15 protein-coding genes are annotated in these 15,017 nt (G+C 70.8%); 6 read left to right on the top strand and 9 right to left on the bottom strand.

Annotation, left to right across the window (positions count from 1 at the left end):
* Nucleotides 1-74 precede the first annotated feature (74 nt).
* A complete protein-coding gene (locus NMK44_RS34595) occupies nt 75-887 on the bottom strand; it encodes a TetR/AcrR family transcriptional regulator (RefSeq protein ID WP_374215384.1) in 813 nt (270 codons plus the stop codon).
* A gap of 67 nt (nt 888-954) precedes the next feature.
* Here NMK44_RS34595 and NMK44_RS34590 point away from each other — a divergent pair, with 67 nt between their 5' ends.
* Both NMK44_RS34590 and NMK44_RS34585 read left to right on the top strand, forming a co-directional pair.
* Entirely contained in the window at nt 955-1,941 is a 987-nt protein-coding gene (locus NMK44_RS34590; RefSeq protein WP_254750636.1) for an ATP-binding cassette domain-containing protein, read from the top strand.
* Nucleotides 1,892-2,677 carry an ABC transporter permease gene (locus NMK44_RS34585; protein ID WP_302888965.1) on the top strand — a complete coding sequence of 262 codons (786 nt, stop codon included), beginning with the start codon at nt 1,892-1,894 and terminating at the stop codon, nt 2,675-2,677. The genes NMK44_RS34590 and NMK44_RS34585 overlap by 50 nt, the downstream gene beginning before the upstream one ends.
* Nucleotides 2,678-2,732: 55 nt before the next feature.
* Here the strand turns inward: NMK44_RS34585 and NMK44_RS34580 are convergent, their stop codons facing one another.
* Nucleotides 2,733-3,359: an NADPH-dependent FMN reductase gene (locus NMK44_RS34580; protein WP_254750632.1), complete on the bottom strand. Its 627-nt coding sequence runs from the start codon at nt 3,357-3,359 to the stop codon at nt 2,733-2,735.
* A 52-nt stretch (nt 3,360-3,411) separates the two neighbouring features.
* Here NMK44_RS34580 and soxR point away from each other — a divergent pair, with 52 nt between their 5' ends.
* Complete coding sequence (gene soxR, locus NMK44_RS34575; protein ID WP_254750630.1) at nt 3,412-3,870, top strand: redox-sensitive transcriptional activator SoxR; 459 nt, start codon at nt 3,412-3,414, stop codon at nt 3,868-3,870.
* 35 nt (nt 3,871-3,905) lie between these two features.
* Here soxR and NMK44_RS34570 read toward each other — a convergent pair whose 3' ends face one another.
* Nucleotides 3,906-5,150 (bottom strand): GNAT family N-acetyltransferase, encoded by a 1,245-nt coding sequence (locus NMK44_RS34570; RefSeq protein ID WP_254750628.1) that lies wholly within the window; start codon nt 5,148-5,150, stop codon nt 3,906-3,908.
* Nucleotides 5,151-5,427: 277 nt separating this feature from the next.
* Entirely contained in the window at nt 5,428-6,075 is a 648-nt protein-coding gene (locus tag NMK44_RS34565) for an RsiG family protein (RefSeq protein WP_254750626.1), read from the bottom strand.
* Between the two features lie 146 nt (nt 6,076-6,221).
* Here NMK44_RS34565 and dtd point away from each other — a divergent pair, with 146 nt between their 5' ends.
* The gene (dtd, locus tag NMK44_RS34560; RefSeq protein ID WP_254750624.1) at nt 6,222-6,647 is read left to right on the top strand and encodes a D-aminoacyl-tRNA deacylase; all 426 of its coding nucleotides are present in this window, start codon (nt 6,222-6,224) and stop codon (nt 6,645-6,647) included.
* 19 nt (nt 6,648-6,666) lie between these two features.
* Here dtd and NMK44_RS34555 read toward each other — a convergent pair whose 3' ends face one another.
* The 5 genes from NMK44_RS34555 to NMK44_RS34535 all read right to left on the bottom strand — a co-directional run bounded on the left by NMK44_RS34555 (nt 6,667) and on the right by NMK44_RS34535 (nt 13,526).
* Nucleotides 6,667-7,617, bottom strand: coding sequence for a carbohydrate ABC transporter permease (locus NMK44_RS34555; protein ID WP_254750622.1), 951 nt, complete (start codon nt 7,615-7,617; stop codon nt 6,667-6,669).
* Nucleotides 7,614-8,984, bottom strand: coding sequence for an ABC transporter permease subunit (locus tag NMK44_RS34550; protein ID WP_254750620.1), 1,371 nt, complete (start codon nt 8,982-8,984; stop codon nt 7,614-7,616). Before NMK44_RS34550 ends, NMK44_RS34555 begins: the two co-directional genes overlap by 4 nt.
* A 9-nt stretch (nt 8,985-8,993) precedes the next feature.
* On the bottom strand, nt 8,994-10,310 hold the full coding sequence (locus tag NMK44_RS34545; RefSeq protein WP_254750618.1) for an ABC transporter substrate-binding protein: 1,317 nt from the start codon (nt 10,308-10,310) through the stop codon (nt 8,994-8,996).
* Nucleotides 10,311-10,333: 23 nt separating this feature from the next.
* Nucleotides 10,334-12,025: a glycoside hydrolase family 13 protein gene (locus NMK44_RS34540; protein WP_254750616.1), complete on the bottom strand. Its 1,692-nt coding sequence runs from the start codon at nt 12,023-12,025 to the stop codon at nt 10,334-10,336.
* Nucleotides 12,026-12,245: 220 nt separating this feature from the next.
* Nucleotides 12,246-13,526, bottom strand: a complete 1,281-nt coding sequence (locus NMK44_RS34535) for an ABC transporter substrate-binding protein (RefSeq protein ID WP_254750614.1) — start codon at nt 13,524-13,526, stop codon at nt 12,246-12,248.
* Nucleotides 13,527-13,700: 174 nt separating this feature from the next.
* Here NMK44_RS34535 and NMK44_RS34530 point away from each other — a divergent pair, with 174 nt between their 5' ends.
* Complete coding sequence (locus tag NMK44_RS34530; protein WP_254750612.1) at nt 13,701-14,219, top strand: PadR family transcriptional regulator; 519 nt, start codon at nt 13,701-13,703, stop codon at nt 14,217-14,219.
* Nucleotides 14,216-15,013 (top strand): ABC transporter ATP-binding protein, encoded by a 798-nt coding sequence (locus NMK44_RS34525; RefSeq protein ID WP_254750610.1) that lies wholly within the window; start codon nt 14,216-14,218, stop codon nt 15,011-15,013. The genes NMK44_RS34530 and NMK44_RS34525 overlap by 4 nt, the downstream gene beginning before the upstream one ends.
* Nucleotides 15,014-15,017: the final 4 nt, after the last annotated feature.

The raw sequence follows: 15,017 nt of genomic DNA, 5'->3' as shown, positions 1-15,017 counted from the left end.
ATGGTGGGAAACCGGCCCGGCGGCAACGAGTGGCCAGATGGACAGCAAGTGCAAATATCTGGCCATGGGCCGGCTCAGCCGCGCGGGGTGACCAGGGCTTCCACCCCGTCGAGGATCCGGTCCAGGCCGAAGATGAACTCATCGTCCGGACCGCCCGGGGTGTACAGCTCCCCGGCCCGCAGCGCCGCGGTCACCGCGGGGTAGCGCTCGGCGTCGGTCAGCTTCTCCAGCAGCCGGGCCCATGCCGACATCGACTGCTCGGGGCTGTTGCCGGAGCGCCGGGCGGCGTCCTGGAGATCGGCTGCGAGCCGTACCTCATTGCGGACGAACCCGCTGACCAGCATGAGGATCGAGATCTTCGCGCCCTCGCCGAGTCCGGTGTCGCGCAGACAGGCGAGCCCGTGCTCCATCCAGGCCACCGAGTTGGGGGTGCAGGGCGGTGTGCTGATCGGGATCCGTACCGCCCACGGGTTGCGGATCAGTGCCCCGCGCAGCGCCCAGGCCCAGCCGCTCATCCCGGTCCGCCAGTGCTCGTCGGCGCCGGGGCCGGACGGCGGGGGGCCGTAGGCCGCATCCTCCATCAGCAGCAGCAGTTCGTCCTTGGCCGAGACATAGCGGTACAGCGACATGGTGGAGACGCCGAGCTCCGCCGCGACCCGGCTCATGGAGACCGCGCCGAGGCCGTCCGCCGCGGCCAGTTTCACGGCGGCGTCGACGATCCGGGGCAGGGTCAGCCCGGGGCGGGGCCCCTTGGCGGGGCGCTCCCTCAGCCCCCAGGCGGCCTCGATGCTGGTCGGCAGGCCGGTGCCGCCGTTCGCCTCCGTGGCCATGGCCTTGAGGACCTCCGTCCGTCTCGTCCGCCGGTCTTCCTCCCGGTTGACTGCCATCCTAAGAACTGTGTATACCCTACGCAGTAGTGTGTATGGCATACGCAGAAGAAGGAGCGGGGGAGTCATGACCGATGAACCGGCCATCGAGGCGCGGGGCCTGGAGAAGTCCTATGGGGCGGTGCGCGTCCTGGAGGGCGTCGATCTGAGCGTCGCGCGCGGCAGCGTCTTCGCCCTGCTCGGCCCGAACGGGGCGGGCAAGACCACGACGGTGCGCATCCTGGCCACCCTCACCACCCCCGACGCCGGGCGCGCCCGGGTCGCGGGCTTCGACGTGGTCGCCGAACGCCGCCGGGTGCGCCGCGCCATCAGCCTCACCGGCCAGTACGCGGCGGTCGACGAGACCCAGACCGGTGCGGAGAACCTGTGGATGATGGGGCGGTTGACCCGGCTCGGCCGGGCCGACGCCCGCCGCCGCGCCCAGGAGCTGCTGGAGCGGTTCGACCTCGCCGACGCCGGACGCCGTGCCGTCGGCACCTACTCCGGTGGGATGCGCCGCCGTCTCGATCTCGCGGCCGGTCTGGTCGGCCGCCCCGAGGTCATCTTCCTGGACGAGCCCACGACCGGGCTGGACCCGCGCAGCCGCCAGGCCATGTGGGAGGTGGTCAAAGGGCTGGTGGGGGACGGGGTGACGGTCTTCCTCACCACCCAGTACCTGGAGGAGGCCGATCAACTCGCCGACCGGATCGCCGTGGTGGACGGCGGCCGGGTGGTGGCCGAGGGGACCTCCGCCCAGCTCAAGGAGCGGGTCGCCGGACAGCGGCTGGACCTGGTGCTCGACGGTGCCGACGCGTTCGCCGAGACTGCGCGCCTCCTGGGCGCCCGGCTGGTGTGGAGCGACGCCGACCGGCTCACCCTCGGCGTCGCCACCGACGGCAGCGCCGCCCATATCCGCGGACTGCTCGACGAGATCGACCCCGGACGCCGCGCGGTGGACCGCTTCACCGTGCGCGGCGCCACCCTCGACGACGTCTTCCTGGCCCTGACCGGGCACGGCGCCGCCCATGACACCACCCCCGGCACCGCCGGAGACAAGGAGTCCACCCGTGTCTGACGCGATCGTCCTCACCGGCCGGGCCATCCGGCTGAGCAGGCGCAATCTCGACGCGGTGCTCACCGCGATGCTGCTGCCCGTGATGCTGATGCTGGTCTTCGTCTACTTCTTCGGCGGGGCCATCGACACCGGTACGGAGTACGTCACCTATGTGGTCCCCGGGGTGATGCTGCTGTGCGCGGGCTTCGGCTCGGCCAACACCGCGGTCACCGTCACCCACGACATGACGGGCGGCATCATCGACCGCTTCCGCTCGCTGGACGTCGGCGGCACCGCGATCGTGGCGGGCCATGTGGCCGCGAGCGTGCTGCGCAACGCCGTCGCGACCGCCATCGTCTTCGGGGTCGCCTTCCTGATCGGCTTCCGGCCGGCCGCGGGTCCGCCGGCGTGGCTGGCGGTGGCGGGGATCCTGCTGCTGTTCATCCTCACCATCTCCTGGCTGTCGGCCTGTTTCGGGCTGATCGCCAGATCGCCGGAGGCGGCGGGTGGATTCACCTTCCTGATGATGTTCCTGCCCTATCCCAGCAGCGCGTTCGTCCCCATCGACACCATGCCCGGCTGGCTGCACGGCTTCGCGCAGCACCAGCCCGTCACCCCGGTGATCGAGACCCTCCGGGCGCTGCTGCTGGACCGGCCGGCCGGAGACAGCGCCTGGCAGGCCCTGGTCTGGTGCGGCGCCATCCTGGCGGTGGCGGTCGCCCTGTCCGGGGTGCTCTTCCGGCGCCGTACGGCATGAGGGCGTGGCCGGTGGGGCGCGCGGGGCGTCCCACCGGCCGGGCCGACGCGCGGGATCAGCCGCCGTAGGGGCTGGTCTCGCGGGCGGTGCGCAGGGCACGGCCCCACCAGTGGAGCTGGTCGAGCATGGTGGTGGCCGCCTTGTCCGCGGCGGCGGAGTCCGTCAGCCGCCCCTCCGGGCCGAACAGGTCCCAGGCGTTGTGGAAGCTGACCGAGTCGCGCACGGTGACCGCGTGGACCTCGGCGAAGACCGGCCGCAGATGTTCGACCGCGCGCAGTCCGCCGGAGATCCCGCCGTAGGAGACGAAACCGACGGGCTTGGCCCGCCACTGGCTGTAGTGCCAGTCGATCGCGTTCTTCAGGGCGGCCGGGTAGCTGTGGTTGTACTCGGGGGTGATCACGGCGTACGCGTCGGCCGCGTCCAGCCGTGGGCTCACCGCCTGAAGGGCCCGGCTCTCCTCGGGGCCGGGGGTATGGGTGAGGTCGAAGGGCAGCGGGGTGTCGGCCAGGTCGATCACCTCGACGTCCATGTCGTCCCGGAGCGCGGCGCGCTCGGTGAACCACCGCGCGACCTTCGGCCCGAAGCGTCCCTCGCGGGTGCTGCCCACGACGACGGCGAGGCGGAGCGGAGCGGTGCCGGTGGTGCTGCTGGAAGCGGTGGAGACCGCGGTCTGTGAGGTCATGGGAAGAGCCTCGGACTTAAACTTAAGTTGAAGTCAAGCTACTCTCGGCAGTATGACGCAACTGACCTGGAAGACCCATGAGCTCACGGTCGGCGATCTCTCCCGGCGCAGCGGGGTCCCGGCCTCGGCGCTGCGCTTCTACGAGCGCGAGGGGCTGATCCACAGTCGCCGTACCAGCGGCAACCAGCGTCGCTACACCCGTGACACACTGCGCCGCGTCGCCTTCGTCCGCTCCTCGCAGCGGGTCGGCATCCCGCTGGCCCGGATCCGGGAGGTGCTCGCGCTCTTCCCCGAGGACCATGTGCTCAGCAAGGAGGACTGGGCCCGGATCTCGGAGTGCTGGCGCGCGGACCTCTCCGAGCGCATCGAGCAGTTGGAGAACCTGCGCGACCACCTCACCGACTGCATCGGCTGCGGCTGTCTGTCGATCGACAAGTGCGCACTGGCCAACCCCTACGACCAGATGGCCGAGCAGGGCTCGGGTCCGCACCGGTTCCTCAAGTCCGGCTGATCCCACAGGGGTTGACCCTGCTCCCGGAGGCGCCCTCAGAAGACGTCGGGGCACCAGGGGCGGCGGCCCGCCTGCAGCAGCCGGTCCGCCAGTGCCACCGCGCCCGCGCGCTCCTCGGCCACCCGGCCCAGCGCCGCCAGCCGTACCGTCGACTCATCACCCAGCCACAGGGTGCCCAACTCGGCGATGTCCAAGGTCAGATCGGCGGAGCGGGTGGTCGGCACACAGGTGGCGCCGTCCGGGCCCGCCTCCAGGGCGAAGCGTCCGCCCGCGAGCCCGGCCCGGTCGTGCACATCGAGGACGAGGGAGCCGTCGGCCGGGTAGCCGCGGGAGGTCAGCAGCCGGGGTACGTCCAGCGGGCGCAGCCACAGGAAGTCGGCGTGGGTGGTGACCCGCGCGGCGCGTGGATCGCCGAGCAGCAGCGGCAGAAGGTCGTCCGGGGCGCGCAGCCCGGTGTCGACGCAGGTGACCCAGTCGATGGACAACAGGAAGTGCCACAGGGCGCGTTCGGCGGCCGGGGTGACCGCGATCAGATCGCGGACGGTCGCGGTGTTCCGCGGCCGCTTGCCCTCCCAGCGGTCATCGGCGGAGTAGACGAGCAACCCCTCCACGGTGCCCTCGGCGGACCGGTACACCGCGTAGAACGGTTCCTTCCAGGGGTGGCCCGGGGAGGGATGGAGGCCGGTGTTGACCCGCCACCAGAGCTCGGACCGGTCGATCACACCGTGCGTCCCGGCGCGCAGCCGCTCGTGCAGCGCGGGGCCGAGCTTCCGCACCTCGTCACCGTCGGCGAAGTCGACCCGGCCGCCGTCCGCGGGTCCGGAGTACCGCGGGTCCAGACCGGCCCGCGCCACATCCACCCGCCATTCGGTGACCCAGGTGGCCGGGCCGAAGCCGTACCGTCCGTAGATCGGGTACTCGGCGGCGATCAGACTGGCCACCACCTCGCCCCGCTCCTTGGCCGCCCGCAGGTCGCGGTCCATCATCCGGCTGAGCAGCCCGCGGCGGCGATGGGTGGGGGAGACGGTCACATTGCTGATCGCGCCGGCCGGTACCCCGGCGCCGCCGACCGCCGTCAGCCGCTGCGCGAAGCTGCGGAAGGTGGCGACACAGCGGCCCCCGTCGTACACCCCCTGCACCCGGTCCGGATCCACCTGTGACCGGCGCAGTGCCACCTCCTCCTCGGACACCTCCGGCGGCCGGAGGAAGCCGGTGTTGAGCCCGCGGCTCCAGGAGGTCAGATCGGTGTCGGCGAGCGGGGTGCGGATCTCGATGGCCATGGGGGCACGCTAGGCGTACGCCTTTCCCGGGCGCACGCGGATTTTCCCGCCCCGTCGCCGCCCGGGACCCCGTGCCCAGGACAGGGCCAGGGCGTGTCCGCAAAGTCGCGTCGGATCAGCCCGCGGCGTCAGGGGGCACCTCCCGGCGGTAGCCGGGGGAGCGTGCGATCGCAAGGCGGAGGGTCGTCCTCGTAGTGGGCCTACTCGGATGATCCCGACAACGCAGCGAGCGTGCGTGCCAGGCGTCGCGGGCCCGGCGGGACTTTGCGGACACGCCCTAGCCGAGCAGATCGTCCACCTGCGCTTCTCCCTCGCGGTACCGGCGGGCGATCTCCGCACTGCAGCCGTCGGCGGTGCGCTGGAGCTCCTGCCGACGCCGGGAGACCTGCTGCTCGTACCCGACCAGGCGGCCCATCGCGCCGTGCAGTTCCTCATCGGTGCGGGCCCCCGGGTCGGACAGGCCCACCTCGGCGAGCATCTCCTCCGCCAGCCGCTCGTACTCCGCGCTCCGCGGGGTTCCGAGCGTCACATGGCGGGCGGAGGAGCGCTGCCGGGACGGGACGTCCGCGAGGATCTTCGGCAGCAGCTCCACCAGGGCCGCGGGCGGGGCGTCCGGCACCACCGGGGGCGCCGGATCGCTGCGGCGCTCCAGTTCGGCGCGGAGGATGTCGATCCGTCCCTGCAACAGCCTGCGCACATAGCTGAGATCCGCCTCCTCGAGCTGCGCGGTGCGGCGCAGTGCCCGCAGCTCGGGCAGCCGCAGCCCGGACAGGCTCTGTCCCGCGGCCCCGGTGTCGGCGGCGTTGGCGGCGGCGTTCGTGGTCAGCGCCACGGAGTCGGCCAGGCGGCCGCCGCGCTGGCTCGGCGGCCGTGGCGGCAGCAGGCCCTCGGTGGCCGTGTGCTGCTCGGTGCCCGGTGTGATCATTTTTGTCCGTCCCCTCCAGCGGTGCGTCGTTCCCGCAGTTCCTGCCCACCTGCACCGCCTGCACGCATCGTGCCACCGTGGGTGCACCCTGTGCAGCGGCTCTCCACCCGTTCGGCCCCGGATGGACGCACGGCATGATGGTCCGTATGCGTGCTGTGGTACAGAGAGTGAACGGGGCGAGCGTCGTCGTGGACGGCGAGACGGTCGGGGAGGTCGTCGGCCCGGGGCTGTGCGTCCTGGTGGGGGTGACCCATGACGACACCCCCGAGAAGGCGGCCCAGCTCGCCCGCAAACTGTGGTCGGTGCGGATCCTGGAGGACGAGAAGTCCTGCTCGGACCTGGCCGCCCCGCTGCTGGTGATCAGCCAGTTCACGCTCTACGGCGACGCCCGCAAGGGCCGCCGCCCCACCTGGAACGCGGCGGCGCCGGGCGAGGTGGCCGAACCGCTGGTGGACGAGGTCGTGGCGCGGCTGCGGGAGCTGGGCGCAACAGTGGAAACGGGCCGGTTCGGAGCGGACATGAAGGTCACGCTCACGAACGACGGCCCGTTCACGGTGATCGTCGAGGTCTGAGAGGTCTCGGAGATCCGGGTTACTTCACCGACCCCGCCATGACGCCCTGGACGAAGTGCTTCTGGAAGGCGAAGAACACCACCAGCGGCACGATCAGGGAGAGGAAGGCGCCCGGCGCCAGCACCCCGATGTTGCTGCCGAACTGCCGGGTCTGGGTCTGCAGCGCCACGGTCAGCGGCTGCGACTCGTTGTCGGCGAAGATCAGCGCGACCAGCATGTCGTTCCAGACCCACAGGAACTGGAAGATGGTCAGACTGGCGATGGCCGGGCGGCCCAGCGGCAGCACCAGCCGGGTGAAGATCCGCCACTCGGTGCCGCCGTCCATCCGGGCCGCCTCCAGCATCTCCCGGGGAATCTCCGCGAAGTAGTTGCGGAGCAGGAAGATGGCGAACGGCAGTCCGTAGGCGACGTGGAAGAGCACCACACCGGGGATCGAGCCGAACAGCCCGAGCGAGCCGAACAGCTTGGACACCGGCAGCAGTCCGATCTGCACCGGCACCACCAGCATCGCCACGACCACCAGGAAGACCCAGTCCCGGCCGGGGAAGTCCAGCCAGGCGAAGGCGTATCCGGCCAGCGCGGCGATCACCACGACCAGCACGGTGGCGGGGACGGAGATCGCCACCGTGTTCCAGAACGCCTGGACCATGTCGGACTGCTTCAGCAGTTCCTGGTAGTTGTCGAAGGAGAGCGAACTGGGGCTGGTGAACGCCTTCCACCAGCCGGAGGTGGAGTTGTCCTCCTCCGAACGCAGCGAGGACATGAAGAGCCCGGCCGCCGGGGTGAGCCAGATCAGCCCGATCAGCAGCAGGAACGCCTGGATGAGCCCGTTGCTGAGCTTCTTGGCCAGCCAGGCGGCCGGCCCCCGCCCGGCCCGGCGGGGAGCGGGGGATGTCTTCGCGGGCGTCGCCGTGGCCGGGGCGGCCGCGGACGCGCCGGGTTCCCGCCCGGCGGTGTCGGAGAGGGTCATGACTGGCTCCTGCGGAAGCGACGGATGTTGAGGGCCATGGCGGGGACCACCAGCAGCAGCAGCAGAACGCCGAGCGCGCTGCCGAGACCCTGGTTGTTGCCGCCGCCGAAGGAGACCAGCCACATCCGGGTGGCCAGTACGCTCGCGTCCTGCTGCACCGGCCCCGGCGCGATGATGTAGACGAGGTCGAAGACCTTCATCACATTGATCACCGTGGTCACGAAGACCACGCCCAGTACCGGGCTGAGGAGCGGGACGGTGATCTTCCGGAAGATCTGCCACTCATTGGCACCGTCCATCCGGGCCGCCTCCAGGGCGTCACGCGGCAGCGAGGCCAGCCCCGCGCCGATGAGCACCATCGAGAAGCCGGTCCAGATCCACAGATAGGCGCCAATGATCGCGGGGGTGATCAGTGAGGGGCCCAGCCAGGAGATCCCCTGGTACGCCTCGGCGAAGTCCTTCTGGGGCAGTTGCAGGTGGTAGTCGCCGGACGGCAGGTCCTCGAAGCGGTACGTACCGTCGTTCCCGGTGGTGGCGGTGGCGACGACCTCGCCGCCCTTCACCGCCTCCACGGCGAGCCCCGGCAGTCCGCGTTCGGTGGGGTCGACGCGGCCCGGCTTGCCACCGCCGCCGAGGGTGAAGTCGATGAAGACCACACCGCGCAGCTCGCCCTTGGCCGCGGGGGCCGAGGACGCCGCGGCGGCGGGCTTGGCCGCCTTGGGAATGTCCTTGGGCGGTACGCCGACGAGACCGAGGTCGGCCGTGTCCCCGGGGGAGACGGACTTCGCCGTGCGGTACGAACCGTCCTTCTGCGCCGGGATGGTCCGCGGGTTCTGGGGGTGGGCCGTCGGATAGCCCTTGGTGTCCCCGGAGAAGGCGTCGTGGACGCCGACGGTCATCGCGTTCAGCACACCCCGCTCGGGGTCCGCCTCGTAGGCGACGCGGAAGATGATGCCCGCGGCGAGGAAGGAGATCGCCATCGGCATGAACATCAGCAGCTTGAAGGCGGTCGCCCAGCGGATCTTCTCGGAGAGCACCGCGAGGATCAGACCGAGCCCGGTGAGCAGGACCGGGGCCACGATGACCCAGATCGCGCTGTTGCGGATCGCCTTCGTCGTCGCCGGGTCCTGGAACATCTCGGTGTAGTTGTCGGCACCGACGAAGGTGTCGCCCGAGGCGTCGAAGAAGCTGCGCCCGACCGAGAACAGGATGGGATAGGCGACCAGGGAGCCCAGCAGGAGCAGCGCGGGCAGCAGGAAGCCCAGCGAGACCAGCTTCCTGCGGCGGGCCGCGCGGCTCCGGGGCGTGGGCCCGGACGGGGTGCTGCCCGCGTTCGCGGGCAGCACCTTGCGGACAGTGGCAGACATGACGGGCACTCAGTCCTTGTACGCCTTGGCCGCGGCGGCCTCGAGCTTGCGCGCGGTGCCCTTCGCGTCCGACGGGCTCTTCAGGAAGTCCTGGAGGATCTTCCACTCACCGGTGCCCACGGTCCCGCCGAAGGCGGCCGGGGCCTGGTCCGACATGTCGAACCGGACACTGTCCCCGGCGTCGACCAGCGATTCGGCGATCGCGCGGGTGGTCTCGTCCTTGTACGCGGTGGGCTTGAGGTTGGTGTTGGGGGAGACGAAACCGCCCGCCTCGGCCCACACCGCGGCGGCCTCGGGGCTCGCCAGGTACTCCAGGAACGCCATGGCGGCCTTCTGGTTCTTGCCCGCCTTGAGCACCACGGCCGCGTCACCGCCGCTGACCACCGGGGCCTTCTTGCCGTCCACCGCGGGGAAGGGGAAGAACCGGGCTTCCTCGCCGAGCTTCTTGTGGAACTGGCCGGAGATCAGACCGCCCACGAAGTCGCCCTCGTAGACCATGCCCGCCTTGGGCTCGCTGCCGAAGACGTTCTCCACCGACTCGGGGAAGTCGGTGCGCAGCGCCTCCGCGCTGCCCCCGGAGACCAGGTTCTTGTCGCCGAACAGCTTGCCCAGGGTGGTCAGCGCCTTGACCACGCTGGGGTCGGTCCACGGGATGCTGTGGGAGGCCAGCTTGTCGTACATCTCCGGACCGGCCTGCGAGAGGTAGATGTTCTCGAACCAGTCGGTGAGGGTCCAGCCGTCCTCGCCGCCGACGGAGAAGGCGGGCGTCCCGGAGTCGGAGACGGTCTTGGCCGTCTTGAGCATCTCGTCGTAGCTCTTCGGCGGCTGCACCCCGGCCTGCTCGAACGACTGCGGGGTGTACCAGACCGTGGACTTGTGGGTCGCCTTGAAGTACAGGCCGTAGTACGTGTTGTCGACGGTGCCGTACTTCTTCCACACGGTGGCGAAGGTGGCCCCGGCCTTCTCGCCGACCTTCTTCGACAGCGGGGTGAGCCAGCCCTTCTTGGCGAACTGCTTGAGCACGCCGACCTGCGGCACCATCACCACGTCGGGGGCCTTGCCGCCCTCGATCTTGCTGCCGATGACGGTGGAGACGTTGTCACCGGTGGGCACGAAGTTGGTCTTGGCGCCGGTCTTCTCCGAGAAGGCGTCCAGCACCTTCTTGAAGTTCTTCATCTCCACACCGGTCCAGACCCCCGCCACGTTCACGGTCTGGCCCTTGAGCTTCTGCTCGCCCTTGGCGGAGTCGTCGTCGCCGCCGCCACAGGCGGTCGCGGTCAGCGCCAGGCCGAGGACGGTGGCGGTCGCGGTGATTATTCGTCTCATCGTGGAAGTCCTTTCGCGGGAGGTCATCGGGGGTCGATGTCGCTGATCCACCAGGCGGCGGTGGAGCCGGGGAGGATGCCGGCCGGGCAGTCGCCGCTGGCCAGCAGGGGAGGTCCGGAGACCGGGGCGGGGGCCGGTTCGGTGCCGAAGTTCACGGCGCACACCAGACCGTCGCCCCGGACGAAGGCGAGCACCTCGGGCGGGGTCTCCAGCCAGCGCAGTCCGCCCTCGCCGAGCTGGGGGAGGCTGCGGCGCAGATGCAGGCCGTCGCGGTAGAGGTGCCAGAAGGAGCGGGTGTCGGCCAGCGCCCGGTCGGTGGCGTGCTCGGCGAACCACTCGGGCTGCGGCAGCCACGGCCGGGCGCCGCCCTCGGCGGGGGTGAAGCCGAACGGGGAGGCCAGCCCGGACCAGGGCAGCGGCACCCGGCAGCCGTCCCGGACGTGCCGACGGCTGCCGGTGCGGCGGAAGATCGGGTCGGTGAGCACCTCGTCGGGCAGGTCCAGCACCTCGGGCAGGCCCAGTTCCTCGCCCTGGTAGACGTAGGCGGCGCCGGGCAGCGCCAGCATCAGCAGGGCGGCGGCGCGGGCCCGCGCGGGGCCGTGGTCGGTGGTGGTGTCGCCCTCGCCGGCCGGGCCGGAGGCGTACCGGGTCACGGTCCTGACCTGGTCGTGGTTGTTGAGCACCCAGGTGACGGTGGAGCCGGTGCCAGCGATGTCGCGCAGCGCCTCGGTGATGGTGTTCTTGAAGGCGTCCACGTCCCAGCGGGCGCTGAGCAGGTGGAAGAAGAACGCCTGGTGCAGCTCGTCGGGGCGGACGTAGGCGGCGTGCTCCCGGGCGGTGGGCACCGACACCTCGCCGACCAGCAGCCGGTCGTGGCCGTCGGCTTCCGCGTACTCGTCGCACAGCGCGCGCCAGTCCCGCCACACCTGGTGCACCTCGGGCTGGTTCCAGGCCAGCGGGTTGACCGAGTCGCGGGTGCGCTCATCGGCCTCCGGGTCGGGGGAGTCGGGGAGCTCGGGGTGGCGGAAGAGGCCCGCGGCCACATCGATGCGGAAGCCGTCGACACCGCGGTCCAGCCAGAACCGCAGGACGTCGAGGAAGTACTCGCCGACCGCCGGGTTGCGCCAGTTGAGGTCGGGCTGCTCGGGGGTGAACAGGTGGAGGTACCACTGGCCCTCGCTGCCATCGGCCTCCCGGATCCGGGACCAGGCGGGGCCGCCGAACATCGCGCGCCAGTTGTTGGGCGGCAGTTCGCCGTTCTCCCCGCGGCCGTCGGCGAAGTGGAAGTACTCCCGCTCCGGGCCGCCGGGGGCGCCCGCCAGCGCGGCCCGGAACCAGGGGTGCTCGCTGGAGCAGTGGTTGGGGACGATGTCGACCAGGATCTTCATGCCCAGCCGGTGGGCGTCGGCCACCACGCTGTCGAACTCGGCGAGGTCGCCGTAGACCGGGTCCACCTCGCGGTAGTCGGCGACGTCATAGCCGTGGTCGTGCTGGGGCGAGGGGTAGAACGGGCTCAGCCAGATCCCGTCCACGCCCAGCTTCTTGAGGTAGGGAAGTCCGGCGCGGACCCCCGCCAGATCGCCTATGCCGTCACCGGTGCTGTCCAGAAAGCTGCGGATGTAGACCTGGTAGATCACCGCGTCGCGCCACCAGTGCCGCTGCGCGAGGTCCGCAGGGGACGGTGAGGGGCCGTTCGCGGCCGTGGCTGTGAGCATCGTGCCGTTTACCCGTTCTCAGCGGGCGTGCGCCGCACGCCATCGTCGGCTGTTATGCATGCATGTTAAGTAAGCGTTGCGAACGGGTGTCAACGAAAATCACAGAAGTAGCGAAGCACTGTCCGGTTTTGCGTTGTTTTATCCATCGCCGGAGCGCGACTGAGCTACTTAACGGGTAAGTAGGAAAGGGTCTCGCTGACGGGCGGGACGGTCCGGAGGGTCAGTCCGTGCGGACGACGTCGCCGAGCTCGCGCCGCAGCCGGGTGACCGTCTGCTCGGTGGACTGCCGCTGCGCCAGCGCGTCGTGCACCACGGCCTGCACGGTCAGGCTCACCTGGTCGTAGCGGGGGCTCTTGGGGCGCGGTTTGGCCGCGAGCACACCCTTGCGGAGCGTCGGCAGATACGGGTACTTCCGCACCAGCGCGGGATCGGTGTACAGATCGGCCCACACCGGCGGCAGTGCCCCCTCGGTGAGGACCCGGCGCTGGACCGCCTCGCTGGTCAGATAGGCGATCAGATCGGTGGCCGACTTCTGGTGCCGGGATTGCGCGTTGACGGCGAGGTTGGAGCCGCCCAGGACGCCGGAGCCGGGGCCGTCCGGGCCCGGCAGCGGGACCGCGCCGACCTTCCCGGCGACGGGCGAGGACGGGGCGTTGGCCAGTGAGTACACATAGGGCCAGTTGCGCAGGAACAGCAGCCGGCCGTTCTGGAACGCCCGCCGCGACTCCTCCTCCTTGTAGCGGAGGGCCTCCTTGGGTATCCAGCCGTCCCGCACCCCGCCGGTCAGGAAGTCCAGCGCCCGGCGGGTGGCCGCGGAGTCCACGGTGACCTTGGCGCCCTCGTCGCCGAGGATCGTGCCGCCCGCCGACTGCACCGCCTCGGTGACATTGGTGGTCAGCCCCTCGTACGGCAGGAACTGGCCCGCGTAGCCGTCCAGCCCGTGGGCCGGGGCGGCGGTCTTGGCCAGGCGTCTGAGCTCGGCCCAGGTCCGGGGCGGTTTCTCATGCTCCTGGGCGAGCACGTCCTTGCGGTAGTAGAGCAGCGCCGCGTTGGTCACATACGGCACCGCGCGCAGCCGCCCGCCGAAGGTGGCGGTGTCCACCACCGGGGGCAGGAAGCGGTCCAGCGGGAAGCGGTCGGCGTTCAGCGGGGAGATCCAGCCCGCCGCGGCGAACTCCGAGGTCCACGCCACGTCGATGTTGAGCACATCGAAGCGGTCGCTCCCGGAGCGCAGCCCGCTGACCATCTGCGCGCGCACCTCGTCGGCGGCGTCCGGCAGCTCGATCAGCGTGACCTTCTCCGCCGGGTGCTTGCGGTTCCAGCCGTCCAGCACACCGCGCAGATAGCTGGTGAGATCACCGCCGGTGACCAGGGTGATCGGTCCGCGGCCGCCCCCGTCGGCGGCCGTCGGCGCTCCGCCGGGACCCCGCGCGCCCGCCTGTCCGGCCACCAGCAGGGCGGTGACGAGGAGGGTTCTGCCGGCGGCGTGTGTCCACCGCATCGGTCCCTCCTTGCGCGCGCGTAACCGGTCGGATCCGGAGACCGGCATCCGGCCACCTGTATACCTGTTAGGCATGCGGGATACTAGACGTTGCAGGAAGATACAAGGGCGATCCGGCACACAGTCGGAAATGGTCCCTAACGGACATGTACGGCACGGCTGAGGAGGGCAGGGGTGCGGCTCCCTCTGCTGGCGCTACTCTCGCGCGGACCGGCCCACGGCTACGAGCTCAAGCAGGCCCTTGAGAAGCTCCTGGGCTCGGCGTACCCTCAGCCCAACATCGGACAAATCTACGTCACTCTCAACCGGCTCCAGAAGTCCGGTCTGATCGAGGGCGAGGATGTTGCCCAGTCGACCCGGCCCAACAAGCGCATCTACCGGCTCACCGACGCCGGACGCGAAGCGTTGGCCCTATGGTTCGAGGAGCCGACGGATGAGCCGCGGGTACGGGACGAGTTCTTCATGAAGCTCGCCCTCGCCCCCCAGACCGGGGACGTCGACCAGATCGGCCTGATCAACAAGCAGCGCCGGCACTATCTGAATGCCATGCGCGACCTGTCCAAACTGGCCGCGGCCGAGGAACGGGACAACAGGATCCCCCAGCTCCTCATAGAGGGAGCCATGCTGCACCTCCAGGCCGACCTCGACTGGCTGGAGCGCTGCCAGGAGGACCTGGAGGAGGAGCAGAGATGAGCCGCGAGCAGTCGAGCCGCGAGGAGTCCCCGCGCGCGGCCGGGCCGTCCGCGGACTCGATCGTGCGGGCCGAGGGCCTGGTCAAGACCTACCGCACCGAGGGCGCCGCACCCGTCGAAGCGGTCCGCGGGGTCGACCTCCATGTCGAGCGCGGTGAGTTCGTCGCGGTCACCGGCCCCTCCGGAGCGGGCAAGTCCACCCTGCTCCATCTGCTCGGCGGCCTCGACCGCCCCGACGGCGGCTCGCTCTGGCTGGACGGGAAGCAGGTCGACTCCTACAGCGAGGCCCGCTGGGCGGTGCTGCGCCGTAAGAAGATCGGCATCGTCTTCCAGTTCTTCAACCTGGTCTCCAACCTCACCGTCGCCGACAACGTGGAGCTGCCCGCGCTGCTGGCCGGGTCCACCCCGCGGCAGGCCAGGGCGGGCCGGGAGGAGCTGCTCGCCGAGCTGGGCCTGGCGGGCAAGGAGCAGAGCATGCCCGCCGAGCTGTCCGGCGGTGAGCAGCAGCGGGTCGCCCTGGCCCGGGCCCTGGTCAACACCCCGAGCGTGCTGCTCGCCGACGAGCCCGCGGGCAGCCTCGACAGCAAGGGCACCCGCGAGGTGCTGCGGCTGCTGTCCCGCTTCCACCAGCGTGGCCAGACGATCGTGCTGGTCACCCATGACGCCCGGATGGCCAGTGCCGCGGACCGCGTGATCAGCTTCTTCGACGGCCAGGTCGTCGACGACGTGGCGCTCCAGGGCGGCGGCGGACGCCGTGGCGGCGGGGTGGCCGACGTCCTCGAGCTGAAAGGCTGACCGG

This window comes from Streptomyces cucumeris, from assembly GCF_024295805.1.
Lineage (GTDB): Bacteria > Actinomycetota > Actinomycetes > Streptomycetales > Streptomycetaceae > Streptomyces > Streptomyces cucumeris.
Note: the sequence above shows the minus strand (reverse complement) of the source record. Positions and strands in the feature narration are given on the sequence as shown.

Coding starts and splice junctions, on each gene's coding strand:
- NMK44_RS34590 (WP_254750636.1), top strand. CDS start 955: ATGACCGATGAACCGGCCATCGAGGCGCGGGGCCTGGAGAAGTCCTAT.
- NMK44_RS34550 (WP_254750620.1), bottom strand. CDS start 8,984: ATGTCTGCCACTGTCCGCAAGGTGCTGCCCGCGAACGCGGGCAGCACC.
- NMK44_RS34540 (WP_254750616.1), bottom strand. CDS start 12,025: ATGCTCACAGCCACGGCCGCGAACGGCCCCTCACCGTCCCCTGCGGAC.
- NMK44_RS34585 (WP_302888965.1), top strand. CDS start 1,892: ATGACACCACCCCCGGCACCGCCGGAGACAAGGAGTCCACCCGTGTCT.
- soxR (WP_254750630.1), top strand. CDS start 3,412: ATGACGCAACTGACCTGGAAGACCCATGAGCTCACGGTCGGCGATCTC.
- NMK44_RS34595 (WP_374215384.1), bottom strand. CDS start 887: ATGGCAGTCAACCGGGAGGAAGACCGGCGGACGAGACGGACGGAGGTC.
- NMK44_RS34545 (WP_254750618.1), bottom strand. CDS start 10,310: ATGAGACGAATAATCACCGCGACCGCCACCGTCCTCGGCCTGGCGCTG.
- dtd (WP_254750624.1), top strand. CDS start 6,222: ATGCGTGCTGTGGTACAGAGAGTGAACGGGGCGAGCGTCGTCGTGGAC.
- NMK44_RS34570 (WP_254750628.1), bottom strand. CDS start 5,150: ATGGCCATCGAGATCCGCACCCCGCTCGCCGACACCGATCTGACCTCC.
- NMK44_RS34535 (WP_254750614.1), bottom strand. CDS start 13,526: ATGCGGTGGACACACGCCGCCGGCAGAACCCTCCTCGTCACCGCCCTG.
- NMK44_RS34580 (WP_254750632.1), bottom strand. CDS start 3,359: ATGACCTCACAGACCGCGGTCTCCACCGCTTCCAGCAGCACCACCGGC.
- NMK44_RS34565 (WP_254750626.1), bottom strand. CDS start 6,075: ATGATCACACCGGGCACCGAGCAGCACACGGCCACCGAGGGCCTGCTG.
- NMK44_RS34525 (WP_254750610.1), top strand. CDS start 14,216: ATGAGCCGCGAGCAGTCGAGCCGCGAGGAGTCCCCGCGCGCGGCCGGG.
- NMK44_RS34555 (WP_254750622.1), bottom strand. CDS start 7,617: ATGACCCTCTCCGACACCGCCGGGCGGGAACCCGGCGCGTCCGCGGCC.